Annotated in this window: 14 protein-coding genes; 4 read left to right on the plus strand and 10 right to left on the minus strand. The window is 51.7% G+C overall.

What is annotated here, in order from left to right:
- Window positions 1-120: 120 nt before the first annotated feature.
- The 6 genes from uspE to C3708_RS00520 form a co-directional block, all read right to left on the minus strand.
- Window positions 121-1,071, minus strand: a complete 951-nt coding sequence (uspE, locus tag C3708_RS00495) for a universal stress protein UspE (protein WP_095281862.1) — start codon at window positions 1,069-1,071, stop codon at window positions 121-123.
- A 136-nt stretch (window positions 1,072-1,207) separates the two neighbouring features.
- On the minus strand, window positions 1,208-1,960 hold the full coding sequence (gene fnr, locus C3708_RS00500) for a fumarate/nitrate reduction transcriptional regulator Fnr (protein ID WP_014070017.1): 753 nt from the start codon (window positions 1,958-1,960) through the stop codon (window positions 1,208-1,210).
- Window positions 1,961-2,144: 184 nt separating this feature from the next.
- Window positions 2,145-2,657 carry a methylated-DNA--[protein]-cysteine S-methyltransferase gene (ogt, locus tag C3708_RS00505; RefSeq protein ID WP_095281863.1) on the minus strand — a complete coding sequence of 171 codons (513 nt, stop codon included), beginning with the start codon at window positions 2,655-2,657 and terminating at the stop codon, window positions 2,145-2,147.
- A 10-nt stretch (window positions 2,658-2,667) separates the two neighbouring features.
- Window positions 2,668-4,194, minus strand: a complete 1,527-nt coding sequence (gene abgT / locus C3708_RS00510; protein WP_103949055.1) for a p-aminobenzoyl-glutamate transporter — start codon at window positions 4,192-4,194, stop codon at window positions 2,668-2,670.
- A 52-nt stretch (window positions 4,195-4,246) separates the two neighbouring features.
- On the minus strand, window positions 4,247-5,692 hold the full coding sequence (locus C3708_RS00515; RefSeq protein WP_103949054.1) for a M20 family metallopeptidase: 1,446 nt from the start codon (window positions 5,690-5,692) through the stop codon (window positions 4,247-4,249).
- Window positions 5,692-7,002 (minus strand): M20 family metallo-hydrolase, encoded by a 1,311-nt coding sequence (locus C3708_RS00520; RefSeq protein WP_103949053.1) that lies wholly within the window; start codon window positions 7,000-7,002, stop codon window positions 5,692-5,694. Before C3708_RS00520 ends, C3708_RS00515 begins: the two co-directional genes overlap by 1 nt.
- Before the next feature lie 175 nt (window positions 7,003-7,177).
- Between C3708_RS00520 and C3708_RS00525 the strand changes: the two genes are divergently transcribed.
- A complete protein-coding gene (locus tag C3708_RS00525) occupies window positions 7,178-8,098 on the plus strand; it encodes a LysR family transcriptional regulator (RefSeq protein WP_095281867.1) in 921 nt (306 codons plus the stop codon).
- Window positions 8,099-8,435: 337 nt separating this feature from the next.
- Window positions 8,436-8,999, plus strand: coding sequence for a DNA endonuclease SmrA (gene smrA / locus C3708_RS00530; protein ID WP_103949052.1), 564 nt, complete (start codon window positions 8,436-8,438; stop codon window positions 8,997-8,999).
- A 3-nt stretch (window positions 9,000-9,002) separates the two neighbouring features.
- Here smrA and C3708_RS00535 read toward each other — a convergent pair whose 3' ends face one another.
- On the minus strand, window positions 9,003-10,661 hold the full coding sequence (locus C3708_RS00535; RefSeq protein ID WP_103949051.1) for a methyl-accepting chemotaxis protein: 1,659 nt from the start codon (window positions 10,659-10,661) through the stop codon (window positions 9,003-9,005).
- A gap of 97 nt (window positions 10,662-10,758) precedes the next feature.
- Here C3708_RS00535 and C3708_RS00540 point away from each other — a divergent pair, with 97 nt between their 5' ends.
- Both C3708_RS00540 and C3708_RS00550 read left to right on the plus strand, forming a co-directional pair.
- Window positions 10,759-11,625, plus strand: coding sequence for an aldo/keto reductase family oxidoreductase (locus tag C3708_RS00540; protein ID WP_103949050.1), 867 nt, complete (start codon window positions 10,759-10,761; stop codon window positions 11,623-11,625).
- A 916-nt stretch (window positions 11,626-12,541) separates the two neighbouring features.
- On the plus strand, window positions 12,542-13,384 hold the full coding sequence (locus tag C3708_RS00550; RefSeq protein WP_103949048.1) for a hypothetical protein: 843 nt from the start codon (window positions 12,542-12,544) through the stop codon (window positions 13,382-13,384).
- Window positions 13,385-13,396: 12 nt separating this feature from the next.
- Here C3708_RS00550 and C3708_RS00555 read toward each other — a convergent pair whose 3' ends face one another.
- From C3708_RS00555 to C3708_RS00565, 3 genes are all read right to left on the minus strand, one after another.
- A complete protein-coding gene (locus tag C3708_RS00555; RefSeq protein WP_095281873.1) occupies window positions 13,397-13,684 on the minus strand; it encodes a putative quinol monooxygenase in 288 nt (95 codons plus the stop codon).
- A gap of 85 nt (window positions 13,685-13,769) precedes the next feature.
- A complete protein-coding gene (locus C3708_RS00560; protein ID WP_103949047.1) occupies window positions 13,770-14,975 on the minus strand; it encodes a fimbrial protein in 1,206 nt (401 codons plus the stop codon).
- Between the two features lie 26 nt (window positions 14,976-15,001).
- The gene (locus C3708_RS00565) at window positions 15,002-16,036 is read right to left on the minus strand and encodes a fimbrial protein (protein WP_103949046.1); all 1,035 of its coding nucleotides are present in this window, start codon (window positions 16,034-16,036) and stop codon (window positions 15,002-15,004) included.
- Window positions 16,037-16,040 lie beyond the last annotated feature (4 nt).

The following is a 16,040-nucleotide window of genomic DNA, read 5'->3' on the forward strand; positions in this document are numbered from 1 at the left end:
TGTTTTGCCCGGCGGCGCAAGCTTGCCGGGCCTACGAAGAACCTGTAGGCCAGGTAAGCGTAAGCGCCACCCGGCATAAAAAAAGCCGCCATAGTTGGCGGCTTTTTTCATATCAGAACATCAATCGTCTTCTTCGTCATCCAGCTCAACCGGCGTTTGATATTGATCCGGTTTGATGACCAGCAGGTCGCAGCGCAAGTGGTCGATAACCTGTTCTGCGGTGTTGCCAAGGAATGCCGCGGAGATACCGGTTCTCCCGACGGTGCCGAGTACCACAATACCCGCTTGTAAATGCTCCGACAGATCCGGGATCACCTCTTCAGGCAGTCCTTTCTCAACGTGGGTCATTTTCTCGTCGATGCTGAATTTTTGGCGTAAGGCTTTCATTGCCAACAGATGTTGACCACGGATCGCGTCGTTGTAAACGCTCGGGTCAAACTCAGGCAGTTCAATGGCGATATTGATAGGCGTGATTGGATAGGCGCCAACCAGATGGACTTCAGTATGATTGACCTGCTCGGCAAGATGGATAGTCTCTTTCACCAGCTTTTCGTTCAGGGCGTTGTGATAATTCTCTTCACTGGCGAGATTCACGGCAACCAGTGCTTTACCTCCTTCCGGCCACGGCTGGTCTTTGACCATCCATACCGGGCACGGGCATTTACGCAATAAGTGCCAGTCGGTTGGGGTAAAGATCACGGACTCCAGCTTGTCGTGCTGATGCGCCATCTTCAGCAGCAGGTCATGTTTTTCACTGACCACTTCCTGGATGATGGCTTCGAAAGGACGGTTATGCCACACCACTTTGATGTCGATGGGAATACCGGCATCGATATAATATTTTGCCTGCTCGCGGATCCACGCGGTACGCTGGCTGATCACTCCCTGACGCATAGCGGTACGCTCGTCAGGCGACAGAAGGGTGGTCATCTCATATGAGAAGTCATAGATCGGCAAAAACGCTTTGATTTTGCCGCCAATCCGTTGATGTAAATAGACAGCTCGCCGTAACGCCGGTTGATCGTCCTGATTAGGATCGATGGCCACCAGCATGTTTTGATACTTTGCCATACAGGTCTCCTTACTACTGTCACCACAGTCTGTAATTAAAAGAGTAACCTATATATGTTGAATGAAACAGGGGAGAAGGTTTTGCCAGATCAATAAATCACGAAAATTTATCGATCCGGCAGAAGAGAAGAGAGGCTTAGGCGACGTTACGAGAGTGACCGGCGAGGACCGCCAGCGCTTCACCGTTTTCAATGGTGATGTATTTGCCTTTAACAGCCAGCATTCCGCTTTTCTGGAAACGACCCAGCAGGCGGCTAATGGTTTCAACGGTCAGGCCCAGGTAGTTACCGATATCGCCACGCGTCATGGTCAAACGGAATTCACGTGGAGAGAAACCACGCTCTGCAAAGCGGCGCGACAGGTTGTAGATGAAGGCTGCCAGACGCTCTTCCGCATTCTTTTTGGAAAGCAGCAGGATCATGTCCTGATCGCCTTTGATCTCACCGCTCATCAGACGCATCATCTGCTGACGGAGGTTAGGCATTTTGCCTGACAGATCGTCCAGTGTTTCGAACGGGATTTCGCAAACCATTGAGGTTTCCAGCGCCTGAGCGAAGCTCGGGTGGTGACCGGTACCGATAGCGTCAAAGCCGACTAAATCGCCCGCCAGATGGAAGCCGGTGATTTGCTCATCGCCTTGCTCGGTGATGGTGTAGCTTTTAATGGTGCCAGAACGGATAGCATAGAGCGATTTCAGTTCGTCTCCCGCCTTAAACAGCGTCTGCCCTTTCTGAATAGGCTTTTTGCGCTCGATGATATTATCAAGCTGATCGAGTTCATGCTCATTCAGGGTAAACGGGATACAGAGCTGGCTAATGCTGCAATCCTGGCAATGGATAGCACAACCGCCAGACTGAATGCGTCGTATAATTCGCTTTTCCGGGATCATAGGTCTGCTCAAGCCTTAATTGATATTGGTCAATTTTAACATCTTTTTGGAGTGCGCGTAAGCCTGGGAAACCATCAATAGAGACAAGTGGCGACAATGCGTCGCCATCTTCTTGATATTCCACAGTTTGATTGTGGAATAATGACCTAAATCATAGAAAATTAAGCACTAAAAGCCTGGATTTCTAAAGCAGCAAATACCCTTCATGGCGCAATAACCACTCTTTACGCTGCACGCCTCCGGCGTAGCCGGTCATGGTGCCGTTGCGACCAATGACCCGATGGCAAGGCACCACAATGCTGACCGGATTTGAGCCGTTAGCTGCACCCACGGCGCGTGCGGCTCCTGCGCGACCAAGCTGCTCGGCGAGCTGCCCGTAGTGCATAATTTGACCGCAAGGGATCGTGCGTAGCGCCTGCCACACTTCGCGCTGGAAAGGCGTTCCGGCGGTTGCAGTAGGCAGAGTATCAATGATGCCGAGATCGCCGTCGAAATAATCCGCCAGCTTCGCGCTCAAGCCGCCGGGATTGGTGGCACTGATACGCTCGTAGCCGTCGCGATAGTGGATGTTCAACAGTTCCACCATCCGATCGCTGTGCTCTTCCCACTCCACCGCGCGCAGGTTGAACTGCTCGTCAGCAACTATCCACAGTGGGCCAAGCGGCGTGGCAATCTTATCTTCGAGTAATCTCAGCATCCTTTGTCCCTTAATTCAGCCGTGGGTAAATCCCCGGTCCAATTGGCAGACCGACAAGATACCACGCGACTAACATCACCAGCCATACCCCTAAAAAGATAAGCGGATACGGCAACACCAGCGAATAGTAGGTACCCAGTTTTGCTTCAGGTTTGTAGCGTTGCAGGAAGCCTAAGAACAGCGGGACAAACGGCGAAACAGGGGCCAGCGGGATCACTGAGGAATCGGCCACGCGGAACAGGATCTGCGCGAACGCTGGATGAAAACCGAGCAGCATAAACATTGGCACAAAAATCGGCGCCAGAATCGACCAGATGGCGGACCCGCTGGCGATAAACATGCACAGCAGCGAAGAGAGCAACGCCAGGCCGACAAACGCCGGAATGCCGCTCAGCCCGGCGGTTTCAAGGGCATCGGTCAGGCCTACGGCCATAAACTTGCCCATGTTGCTCCAGTTAAACATCGCCACGAACTGCGCCAGCGGGAACACCATCACGATAAAACCGGCCATCTCTTTCATCGGTTCGATCATCAGTTGTGGCAGATCGCCCTGACGGCGGATTTTGCCAGTAGCAATGCCGTAGGCCAGAGAAACAATAAAGAAGAACAGGATAATCAGCGGCACGATACCCTGAATAAACGGCGACGGCAGAACCGTGTGTTTCAGCGGATCGCGCAGCACGCCGTTTTCCGGGACGACCATTAGCGCAATGGCGGCGATAAACAGCAGCGAGACCACACCGGCGACGCGCAGGCCGTGGCGCTGCTCCTTTCTCAGTGCTTCCAGCTTTTCATCACGGCTGCCTTCCCATTTGCCCAGGCGCGGCTCGACAATTTTATCGGTAATCAGCCCGCCGACAATCGTCAGTACGATCACCGAGCTTGCCATAAAGTACCAGTTATCGATCACGCTGACGTGCATGGCGGTATCGATGGTTTTTGCCGCTTCGGTACTGATCCCGGACAGCAGTACGTCGGTAGTGACAATCAGCAGATTAGCCGTAAAGCCGCACCCGACGCCGGCAATGGCGGCAAGCAAGCCCGCGACCGGATGACGCCCGACGGCGAGAAAAATCAACGCCCCCATTGGCGGCATGATCACCAACGCGGCGTCAGACGAAATGTGGCTGAAAAAGGCGATAAACAGCACCATGTAGCTGGCGTAACGTGCGTTCACGATCGACGCCATTTTGACCATCAGCGCGGGCAGCAGGCCGACGCGTTCCGCCAGACCCGCGCCCAACACTAGCGCCAGAATCGCGCCGAGCGGCGCAAAACCGCTGAAGTTTTTAATCACATTCGGCAAAAACCAGTGCAAGCCTTCCACGCTGAGCAGGTTTTTCACCGCCACCATACTGCCGTCAGCCGGGCTGCGCACACTGACGTCGAAGGCTGACAGTACAGCGGTGGCGATCATCAGGATCACAATTAAATAGATAAAAAGCAGGAAAGGGTGCGGCACTTTGTTGCCGATCCTTTCAACCCAGCCATAGACCTTACCGGATGGGGAATGCGAAGGTATGGAAGACATACTCATGGGCGTTCCTCGGGACTGTTGTGTTGTTATGTTATTGTGTTTGCGTATTTTTTTATTTTAATGGTGACGGTGTCACGTTATGCGGTATCGGACACTCATACGGTCGTTCTGCGATCTGTTGTTCAAACTCATCCCGGCAGGCCTGCAGAAGTAAAGCGTCCTGCAGCAGGTTCAGGGCTGTCGCGCCCATCACTTTTCCGGCCAGCAACATTCCTTTATGAGCAATAGACGTGCGCCCCTGCGCGACTAATTGCCAGGTGTGCAGCGGCGTACCGACGGTAAAGCAGGGGGTGAAACACTGCGCGACGGGCATTTTCCAGCTCACATCACCCACGTCAGTGGAACCGGCCAGCACGTTATCGGTGATGGCGTAGGGGGCGACTTCATTAATCAGCAGTGTGTTCTGATGTCGACGGGCAAACGCTTTGCCTTCTTCTGCGCCCGTAGCGGCGATATTTTTCAGGCTGTTTTGCAGATCGTTAGCCGTCAGGGTTTGGCGGATCTCCCCGGCGAAGGCGCGTTCTTCTTCCGTCCACTCTGGCGTGCCGTAGTGCTGTAAGGCGCTGTACATCGCGGCTTCGAGCGTGCGGTTGGGCAAGTAGTTCGAGCAGGCTTTATCAAAACGGCACTCGACGGTGGTTTCGGTCATCAGCGCCGCGCCTTGTGCGATTTTCTCGATGCGTTCGTAGATTTGCTGCGCGTCGGCCATCTCCGGAGCGCGGATTAAATACAGCACTTCGGCCTGAGCCTGCACCACGTTTGGCGAAATCCCGCCGGTGTTGGTGATGGCGTAATGGACGCGGGCTTTTTCGATGATGTGCTCATTGAGGAAGTTGCTGCCGGTGGTCATCAGCGTGACGGCGTCGAGTGCGCTACGCCCGAGATGAGGCGAATTGGCGGCATGTGCGGCGATCCCCTGAAAACGCCACGAGGCCTGAATATTCGCCAGCGTACTGACGTTAAACATCACGGCGAACGCTTCCGGATGCCAGGTCACGGCGGCATCGACATCGTCAAACAGCCCCTCGCGCACCATAAAGGTTTTGCCGGAACCGCCTTCTTCGCCAGGGCAACCGTAAAAACGCACCGTCCCGCTACCGCCGTGCTGTTCCATCCAGGTCTTAACCGCCACTGCGCCCGCCAGCGCGGCGGTGCCGAGCAGGTTATGCCCGCAGCCGTGGCCGTTTTCGCCTGGCGTGTCAGATTGCGGGGTTGCGCAATGTGCTTTCTGGCTCAAACCGGCCAGCGCGTCAAATTCCCCTAACAGGGCGACGATGGGTTTACCGCTGCCGAAACTGGCGATAAAGGCGTTAGGAATGCCGCCTGCTTCACGCTCTACGCTAAAACCTTCGGCCTCAAGTGCTGCGGCCAGTCGTTCAGAAGACCAGAACTCCTCAAAGCGCGTTTCCGGATGATCCCAGATTTCATCGGCAATATCGGTAAAGATCTGACATCGGGTTTCGATGGCATCGTCAATAAAAGGGTAAATCTCCTGCATTACACACCTCGCGTCCACGGAAAGTTCAGCGCAGTTCGGGCCAGCATCTCAATCGCTACGCCCATGATCTGCTCGTCAAAATCAAACTTCTCATTGTGATGCCCGGCACTTAAATCGGTCCCAAACACCATATACGACGCCAGACCACCATTTTTCTGGACGTGGGCCATCATCAGCGTGGCGTCCTCTGAACCTGCCGGGGCTTTCACTTTGTCGATAGCCAGACGGACAGCCGCAACCTGGCTTGCCTGTTCGCGCAGATAATCAACCCACGCAGGTGATGGTGAACTTGAGGTTGCCGCGCCCATCAGACGCATCTCGACCTTCACGCCGTACAGCGCGGCGGCACCGTCAATCACAGCCTGTGCGCGCTCGAAAACGTATTGATTGATCGCTTCGCTTTCGCCGCGCGTTTCCACTTTTAATAGCGCGTTAGCGGGAACGACGTTACGCCCGCTCCCGGCCTGCATCACCCCGACATTGACGCGTGACGCGCCTTCGCTGTGGGGCGCAATGCTGTGCAGCGCAAGGGATGCCTGAGCGGCCGCGAGCAGGGCATTGCGGCCATCTTCCGGTTTACCGCCTGCATGAGCGGCGACGCCGGTAAAGCGCACGTCGAATTTGGTGGTCGCCATAAAGTTATCGCTGCCACAAATGACGGTACCCGCCGGGACGCCGGTACCGATGTGGATTGCGGTAAAATAATCGATGCCGTCCAGCGCTCCGGCGGCCACCATCGCCCGCGCCCCGCGCGTGCCTTCTTCGGCGGGCTGGAAGATAAGCTTAATGGTGCCGTTCAGCTGTGATTCGTTTTGCTTAAGAAGGTGGGCCAGACCGAGGCCAATTGTCGTGTGTCCGTCGTGGCCGCAGGCGTGCATCATACCGGGGTTACAGGAGGCAAAACCGTCGCGGAACGGGCGGTGACTGTCATCGAGCGCTTCGCTGAGATCCAGCGCGTCCATGTCCACCCGAAAGGCGAGGGTTGGGCCGGGGCGTCCGGTGTTTAGCGTCGCGACCAGACCGGTAAAACCACCTTCGAACGCGCTGAGCCATTTTTCCGGCGCACCTTGTTGGCGGGCGCGGGTAAATTCAGCTGCCAGCGTCTCGGCATCGGGCAGTCCCATTCGGCTGTCGGCATCGACCACGTCGCGGCCCATCGCCAGCTCATAGCCCAGGCTATCGAGTATCTCCGCCACCTTTGCCGCTGTGCGAAACTCCACCCAGCCGGATTCGGCAAAATGGTGAAAATCACGACGCCATGCACTCAGCTGCGGCGCTAATGTTTGAAGGGCTTGTGTCAGTGAATCCATCTCTTTTCCTGTCATCATAAAAATGTGTGAACTGCTTCACGTTGTGATAGTTTTTACTTATCACTAACCAATTTTTCACAGTTTTAACCGTTCAGGAATTACCCTCGCACATCCCTTTCCATTAAAGTAGATGACAATTTCTTTACTCTGATAAACAACGGTTATCGGTCGGGCTATGTCATTTCAGGTTAAATTTCATCAAATTCGTGCCTTTGTTGAAGTGGCGCGTCAGGGCAGTATTCGCGGTGCCAGCCGGGCGATGAATCTGTCGCAACCGGCGTTAACCAAGTCGATAAAAGAGCTGGAAGAGGGAATGGCCGCGCAGCTATTTGTGCGCCGCAGTAAAGGCGTGGCGCTGACCGAATGCGGTGAGAGTTTTTATCAGCACGCTAATCTGATCCTCGAAGAGTTGCGTGCCGCGCAGGACGACATTCGTCAGCGTCAGGGACAACTGGGCGGGCAGATCAATATCGGGATGGGAGCAAGCGTTGCGAGGACACTCATGCCAGCGGTGATTACGCGTTTTCATGAGCAGCACCCGCAGGTCAAAGTCCGAATTATGGAAGGCCAGCTTGTTTCGATGATCAATGAATTACGCCAGGGAGAGCTGGATTTCACCATCAATACCTATTATCAGGGCCCCTACGATCACGAATTTAGCTTTGAAAAACTGTTTGAAAAACCGTTTGCGATATTTGGTCGGGAAGGGCATCCGGCGATCGGTGCTAAATCAATTAGTGAGCTTATGAATTATAACTGGACGATGCCAACGCCGCGCGGAAGTTATTATAAGCAGCTGGAGGATATATTTCGCCACCGCTCACAAATACCGCATATCGGCGTGGTGTGCGAAACATTCTCGTCCTGTATTAGCCTGGTTGCACAAAGCGATTTTTTGAGCATTTTGCCGCAGGAACTGGGCTGCGATCCGCTGCTGGCGCACCGTCTGGTGATGCTGCCTGTCGAAGAGGTTTTACCCCGAGCTGCTTATTATTTAATCCAGCGACGTGATTCCCGGCAAACACCGTTGACGGCGTCTTTAATAACGCAATTCAGAAGACATGCCCGTGGAATATTACTTAACGAAGGGAAATAAAAAAATAGAGCCTGCCGACATCTGACAGACCCTACAGTACACACAGCAGTGCATCCTTTTGCAAACTCCCGCTTGATTACTCCGTTTCGCAGGTTTATTTAGTTATAACAGCTTTCGCCCAAAAATAAAGTGATCGGAGTGTCTGATTTCACTTATTTTTAACTTAAATTATACAGTTAATGATTGATTAAATTTACTTTAAGGTGGCTTCATTGTTATTTATTAGCCGAATTAATAGTTTTCGCAGCGTGATTATTTTTTCTACGTCGTCCATGAATATTGAAACACCTCTCCGGCGCGGGTAGAGTACGCCTTCAGATGCCGCTGGAGGAGCACCATGAAACCTGACGACAAATCCCTTTTTCTTGATGCCATGGAAGATGTCCAGCCCCTGAAACGCTGCACCGATATCACCTGGCAGCCGAGCCGCAATCAGCGCACCCGCCAGAGTATCGACACCTCGCAGCTCGATAACTTTCTCACGCTCGGCTTCCTGGATGTTTTGCCGCTTGCCGAACCGCTAACTTTTCAGCGCGAGGGCATTCAGCAGGGCGTGATAGACAAATTACGTACCGGTAAATACCCACGCCAGGCCAGCCTGAACTTACTGCGCCAGCCGGTCGAACAGTGCCGTCAGTTGCTTTTTTCTTTTATTCAGCAGGCCCAGCAAAACGGTCTGCGTAACCTGATCATTATCCACGGCAAAGGCCGGGAAGATAACTCGCACGCTAACATTGTGCGCAGTTACCTGGCGCGCTGGCTGACCGAATTCGACGCCGTGCAGGCGGTCTGCGTGGCGCTGCCCCATCATGGCGGCAGCGGGGCGTGCTATGTTGCGCTACAAAAATCGGGTGAAGCTAAGCTGGAAAACCGGGAGCGGCACGCCAAGCGCAGCCGCTGACGGTTAGAACGTTTCCCAGTTTCCGTCTCCGGCGGAGGCCGTTGCCGGGCGCAACACCTGCGGTGTTTTCAGGTTTGTCGCGCGAGGTGCGGCGGTTTGCGTTTGTACATTCAGGCGGAATGCGGCGACAGCCTGACGCAACTGCTCAGCCTGATCTTCCAGTGCCGCTGCGGCCGTGGCGGATTCCTGAACCAGCGCGGCGTTTTGCTGCGTCACGCTATCCATCTGCGAAACGGCCAGACTCACTTGTTCAATACCCCGGCTCTGTTCATCTGACGCCGAGGCGATTTCGCCCATAATATCGGTCACGCGAGTGACGGCGGCGACGATCTCTTTCATGGTTTCGCCCGCTTCACTGACCTGTCCTGATCCGGTATTTACCCGGCTGACGGAGTTTTCGATCAGCGCTTTGATCTCTTTTGCGGCCTGCGCACTGCGGCTTGCCAGCGTGCGGACTTCACCTGCGACCACGGCAAATCCACGGCCTTGTTCCCCGGCGCGCGCGGCTTCGACGGCGGCGTTCAGTGCCAGAATATTGGTCTGGAAGGCAATGCTGTCGATAACGCTGGTGATGTGGGCAATCTGCTGAGAGCTGTCGGCGATTTCGGTCATCGTGCGGATGACGTTGTCTACCACCCGTCCGCCGCGATCGGCTGTTTCTGAGGCGTTTTTCGCCAGCAGAGTGGCTTGTCTCGCGTTGTCTGAGTTCTGTTTTACTGTGGCAGTTAGCTCTTCCATGCTGGCTGCCGTCTCTTCCAGCGAGGAGGCCTGCTGCTCGGTACGTGCTGAGAGGTCATTACTGCCCGCTGCGATTTCGCCCGCGCCGGTATAGATCGAATCGGTACTGCCGCGCACCGCGCTGACAGTGGTCACCAGCGAGGTTTGCATCTCGTGAAGACCGGCCGCCAGTTGGCCCATTTCATTGCGGCTATTGATGGCGATGGTGTGCGTCAGATCGCCGCTGGCGATGGTGCGGATATGGTTCATCACGCTACGAAGCGGTTTCAGCAACAGATGTTGTAATCCTTGCCAGAACACAATCAGGACTATCATCACCACCAGGAAAATCGTGCCCAGCGTCCACTGCATATGAGTAAAACTGCTCTGGTTTTCTTTGGCGGCGGCTTTTAACAGGGTGTTATTTTCGGCGCGCCAGTGGGTGTAAACCGCTTCCATCTCATCCTGCGCCTGCTGGGCATCGAGATCGCCGTACGCCTGATAATTATCGGCACGCAGATACTCAATCGACAGACGCATCACCTCATGCATCTGGGTATACGCTTTTTGCATTTCAGCCGTTAATTCCTGGCTCTGGCCGCTAACAGGCGGCATAGCATGCCAGGCGCTATAGTAGTTTTCAGCTTTCGTCAGAGAGTCGCTGGCGTTACCGAGCAGCTTATTGATTGCCGCAAGAGAAGCCGGATCGCGCTGATTTTTGAGGTAACGAATAGCCACGCGCGTGACCGTGACGCGGGTTTTGACCAGCGTGTTGACGCTGTCGCTCAGGCTCTCCTGCTGTGCATTGAGGCTACCTGAGTTCTGGAAGTTGTGACGGTCATTGCTGACTGCGGAATAGAACAATCCCCCCGTGACGACTTGCAACAGGCAGAATATAGTGAGAGCAAAGATAATCCCGGTAATGACGTGCAGATTTTTCAGCATAACGGAAGCCCATTTGATGTGCAGAAGTTGCATCATTGTTATCGACGTAGTAGGGCTAAACTTTAATTTTACTAATGCTTAAATCAGGTAGATCACTATGACGGATATTGATAAAAGCGGCATTTTTACGTTAGGTTCGCGTTCGGTTAAACGTCTCGGCTATGGCGCGATGCAGCTGGCCGGGCCTGGTGTCTTTGGCCCGCCAAAAAATAAAGAGGCGGCACTGGCTGTATTGCGCGAAGCCGTGGCGGCAGGAGTGAATCACATTGATACCAGTGATTTTTACGGCCCGCACGTCACCAATCAACTTATTCGGAAAGCATTACACCCGTACCGTGACGATCTGACGATTGTGACTAAAATCGGTGCCCGACGCGGCGACGATGCCTCCTGGCTACCGGCGTTTTCGGCTCAGGAGCTTACCCATGCGGTGCACGATAACTTGCGCAATCTGCAGCTGGACGTTCTGGACGTGGTGAATTTACGCATTATGTTTAGCGCTCACGGTCCTGCGGAAGGATCAATTGAGGAACCCTTAACGGCGCTGGTTGAATTGCAGCGTCAGGGTCTGGTGCGACATATTGGTCTAAGCAATGTGACCGCCACGCAGATTGCGCAAGCCCAGAGGATTACACCGATAGTCTGCGTGCAAAACCTCTACAACATTGTTAATCGTAGCGATGATGCCATCATCGATGTGCTGGCGGAGCAGGGGATTGCGTATGTGCCTTTCTTCCCGCTGGGCGGATTTACACCGTTGCAATCATCCGGGCTGCAGGCCGTCGCGGATAAACTGAGTGCCACACCGATGCAAGTCGCGCTGGCCTGGTTACTTAAGCGTTCGCCGAATATACTGTTGATTCCCGGCACGTCTTCAGTGGCGCACCTGCACGAGAATTTGGCGGCTGGCAATCTGGTGTTGCCGGATGACGCTCTGGCCACGCTGAACGCGCTGGCGGAATAACGTGCCTGTCTGACGGCCACGTTTTTATTCCGTGGCCGGTCCCACCATTCGACTTCTTCTGTGCAATTCTAACGCTTCTGCCACAATTTCCTGTTTGCTCAGGCGCGTTTCATACGCCGTCGCTCTGACATATTCGACCAGCGCGGATTGAATCCTCGCGCTTAACATTTTAAGGTCTGCATCCTTTGCGGTGCCGCGTGCTACACGCTTGTCCGGGTAATCTCGACTAGGCATTGTTCAAGTCCTCTTAACGTTGTCTTGTTAATTCGTGCTGTGAAATATGCGTTGGGAGTGAAAACAAGTCAACTTTCTAAAACCACGGTTCAGTTTGTATTAAATCCGTTAAAAAAACGCCCGTATTTCACGACGTTTTTCATTTGAAAGGGGAAAGGGTTCAGTATGGAAAGCGGGAAAAATAGCGGAAGTTAAGCATCCGGTTTTGCATAGGACGTAAACGGTTCGTTACACGAAATGATCACTACATAAAACTATCCAATGCAATAATAAATCAGGTCAATGAATTACGAAGATTTAAAGGGTTAACGACGAGCACCGCATCAAATGTATACATATGCAGTGGAATGTTTTTTTATGCATTGAGAAACGGATGTTGTATTTTTTGAGCGTTTCTCGCGTCGCTAACCTCACGCGACAGCCGTAACAATTTTGCAAAAAATGGTCGAAACGTTTAGTGCGAAAACAGAATAATATCCTGAAAAAGTTTTATTTTAGTGATTTTGTAGTATCTGATTTTATGTGGTTAAGTGATGTGGCTAGTGTGATTAATGCTATTTTAGTAGTGTTGATCTAGTGTTGTCGTTTAAGAAATGTATACTCTGGTTGCACTGGCAATTCACAAACCCGCTCTTATTGTGTGTTATCCTGCCAGGGTCTGCGTAATCAGGAAGTCACCGGTATGTATCACCTTTTTCTAGAATTCGATAGCCTCGAACCCGGCGTGAAGTCTGTGGAGGATTTGAAGTATGTGATCCGCGATGACAAACACACGGCGTTTGTGATGAGCGCAGTAGTGGCCAGGTTTATCAAAGATGCGCTAATCATGAACCACACTATCATCAGTCTGAAGAACTGCCGTTTTGCGTTCGATGGCGGGGCAGAGTTTGTGGAATTTGACGATAAAGGTCAGGCAACACTCTTTACCGAAACGCCGGACTGGTTTGTGACGCCGGGTGAATTTGCGCGTTCCCAGTGGTTAGTTAACCACGAACTTCACGACCTCATGACGCCGCAATTTATCGCGACCTTTCTGGAAATGTTCTCTGATGTCAAAAAGCGCCGTGAACACTGTAATGTGCTGTTTGATTTGCAACTCGAAGATAACCGTAAACGCGGTAAAGCCGACGCGAAACCGGCGAATAAACCCCGAGGCTCCACTAAGCAGAAGATTTTTGATCTCGGCTCGTTTGAGCTGTTCAGCCAGTTTTTTATCCGCCTGAAAAAATCCGTTGATGCTAATCAGTTCCCGACGGTTCAGGTGCTGACGGATATCGCGGAAGTTTCAAAAGTGCCTGCAAGCTTAAAAAGCGCCGTTCGAACCTGGTTTAAAGCCATTTCGTCCGAGATGCCGCCGAACACCAAAAGAGTGGGAGCCGGTAACGTTGAGCTGTTCTGCGCCCCTATTCGTGCGCAAATCCAGCAGATTGAAGCCTATGGCGTCGAGCGCTATTACAAGAAACTGTCAAAAGCGATAGCCGATGGCGGCGATCGTTACATCGCCGATTTCACGTTTAAGCTGTAGGGTTAATACGGTTTAACTAAAACCGTTCATCATGATAAATGTCGGTTCTTTACGCTGGTGCTGATTAATCATCGGCACCAGCCGTCTGAAGTGCTCACTCGCACAATGCGCATCCAGTGCTGCGCGATCGGGCCACTCTTCGATGAAGATAAAATGCCCCGGATCTTTCTCATCGACATATAAATCGTAAGCAATACACAGCGGCTCCCGTTTAGTGGCTGCAACCAGCGCACGATAAAGCGGGAGAACAGTCTCAACGGCTTGCGGTTTAATAAAATCTTCGGCGATGACTTTTAGCATGATCTCTCCTTTTTAAATTCCGTGTGAGTTCAATGGGGGTATTTTACGCCTCGGCGGTTTCTCTTTGATGTGTATTGGACACCCACTATTCATAGTTGGCGATCACCTCCACCGACGCGCTCGCTGGCCCAGGGGTTACCTCACCATCAGTGCGAATATACCGAGCGGCCATCTTGATAGCATTATCGCCGCCCGTAAAGGCATTGCCATCAATGGGGGTAGATGAGGAGCGAAACTGACTGTTCAGTTCGCTAACATAAATAGCGTGTGAGGTGCCAAAACGGACGGGTTTAAGTGGTTCCCCGTCGTTTTGGGACAGATAATCACCCCAGGCAAGCTGGATGCCATAACCCGTCGCGCCAGTGCCGTCGAGAGCGATAATGCCCCTGCCAGCATCGACGATAGCAGTGTAGGGGACAATAGCCAGTTTAACGCGACCATTCTGCTGACTGTTCTTAGAAATAACGGCAGTTGACGGGCCAGGTCCGAATGGCGACTGCCCCGAGTTGTTCATTGCCGTTTCGCCTCCGTAACCATGTGCATCCGGACAAACCAATCTGAAGCTTGCCTCTTTCCATGATGAGTTTGCATTCCTGACACCCGGATGGTCACCCATTTGAACAATAATATCACCGCCTTGAATTTCGCATGTGCCGGGCTGAAAGATTAACGTTGCATGAAGCTTTCTTGAGCTGGCTATGTAATATTGTCCATTCGAGTAAATACGGTCGGTACTGCCATCTGAGTTTTCAAAAATATAGGGTGGGTTACTCAGTATCTGCCCCACTACAGGGCCGTTTACGGACAATGCACCGGACTGCATAGGAATATTGCCTGGCGTTTTCCAGAATTTAATTTTCCCCATGATATATTCCCCCGTATGCGCACTTATCCAGCCACTCATGACTAAATTCGGAAAAACGGGAAGTGATGCGGCAACATCAGGACTGTAAATTGATATTCCTATGCCTGGAACATCCGTCGGATAGATACGATCCCCGGAGATCGTATTTACAGGTGAAATTCCCTTGTCGAGAATTGTTTCATATAAATAGACGCTATTTTCACACGTCGTCAGATCTTGGCCGAGTGTAATGTTATCTTGTGTATAGATAATGGTATAGTCAGGTATTGCTGTACCAACCGTTATCGTGACGCCAGGAGGATTGAGTTCTAAAATTGTATTGATGCTTGCCCAAGGATCATTCGATTGTACACATGTTATTGTCTGGCCGTATGCTAGATAAGATGATGCGCATAAGGCCAGTGGTATTAAATTACAGTCCCTCATGTATTAATTATCCCTAATCATCTTCTTTATTGATAGTTAAATGTAAACTCTGCTACTGCTTTAACATCACCACCATGAACATCACCGCCTTTATAATAGTAATAAGCTTTTAACTTCACTAACTCCATCGCCTGAGCATCATTTATGACTTCCGTAGACTCACCCATTACGATGGGTTTATCATTAAGCGAAATTTGTATTCCAACATTATCATTCCCGGGGAGTTTATTAGCGAGCACATCTTTTACCCCCGCCATCACATCGCCATTAAACTGAACAGTGACGTTTGTGTGAAGGTCACAATTGAGATTGAATTGGAAAGGGGTTTCTGATGCGTCATACTTTCCTGGGCCATTGTTTTGCAGGTCTGGGACTGAGATGGTTTTTAGATTAACAATATCTGAATAATCTGAAAGTGAGCAGGTGTAATGAGGAATAACCATATCGTTTTTTAGTTGAAATATCCATGTGATATACCAAGGTTGCCATATTCCACCTCCGCGCCCCTGCGTGGTCATTCTCATTATTTCCGTACCGGCAGGTATAGTGGTTCCCCCTGACCATTTTGCTAAGGGATTCCGGCTAATGCCTAATTTTGCATTTATGGGCTTTGTAATCACTTGCGAAGCGTAATTATAATTGCATGTGTCATCCGGCCATAAACATGCTTCATTTGATGGGGACTTTTCAGCTGAAACCTGAATGTAAGGTTCGTAACCAACACTTGATAATTCAGGTGATATCGTGATTTCAGTACTACGTAGTGCATCCTTGTAGCCCGAATCGGGCTGCCCATAGCATTTTGCATAGTCACTCATGTCAGTAATGATTGCATCTGTTACAGATTTATTAAGAATTGGCGCGTCCACAAGAACAGTAAATGTACCAGATGAATTATAAATAGAGCTGGATCCATTGTAGCATGTAAATGCATAAGCGTGTTTAGGCGAGAAAATAAAGAAACAAATTAGGAGGGCGAACAGGAGTAATTTACCTGCATTGCTTAAATATCTGGCATTTGATTCTGAGAATTCATAACTTATTAATTTTATAAAGGACATAATC

The sequence above is a fragment of the Lelliottia sp. 7254-16 genome (assembly GCF_002922995.1).
In the GTDB taxonomy this organism is placed as follows: domain Bacteria; phylum Pseudomonadota; class Gammaproteobacteria; order Enterobacterales; family Enterobacteriaceae; genus Enterobacter; species Enterobacter jeotgali.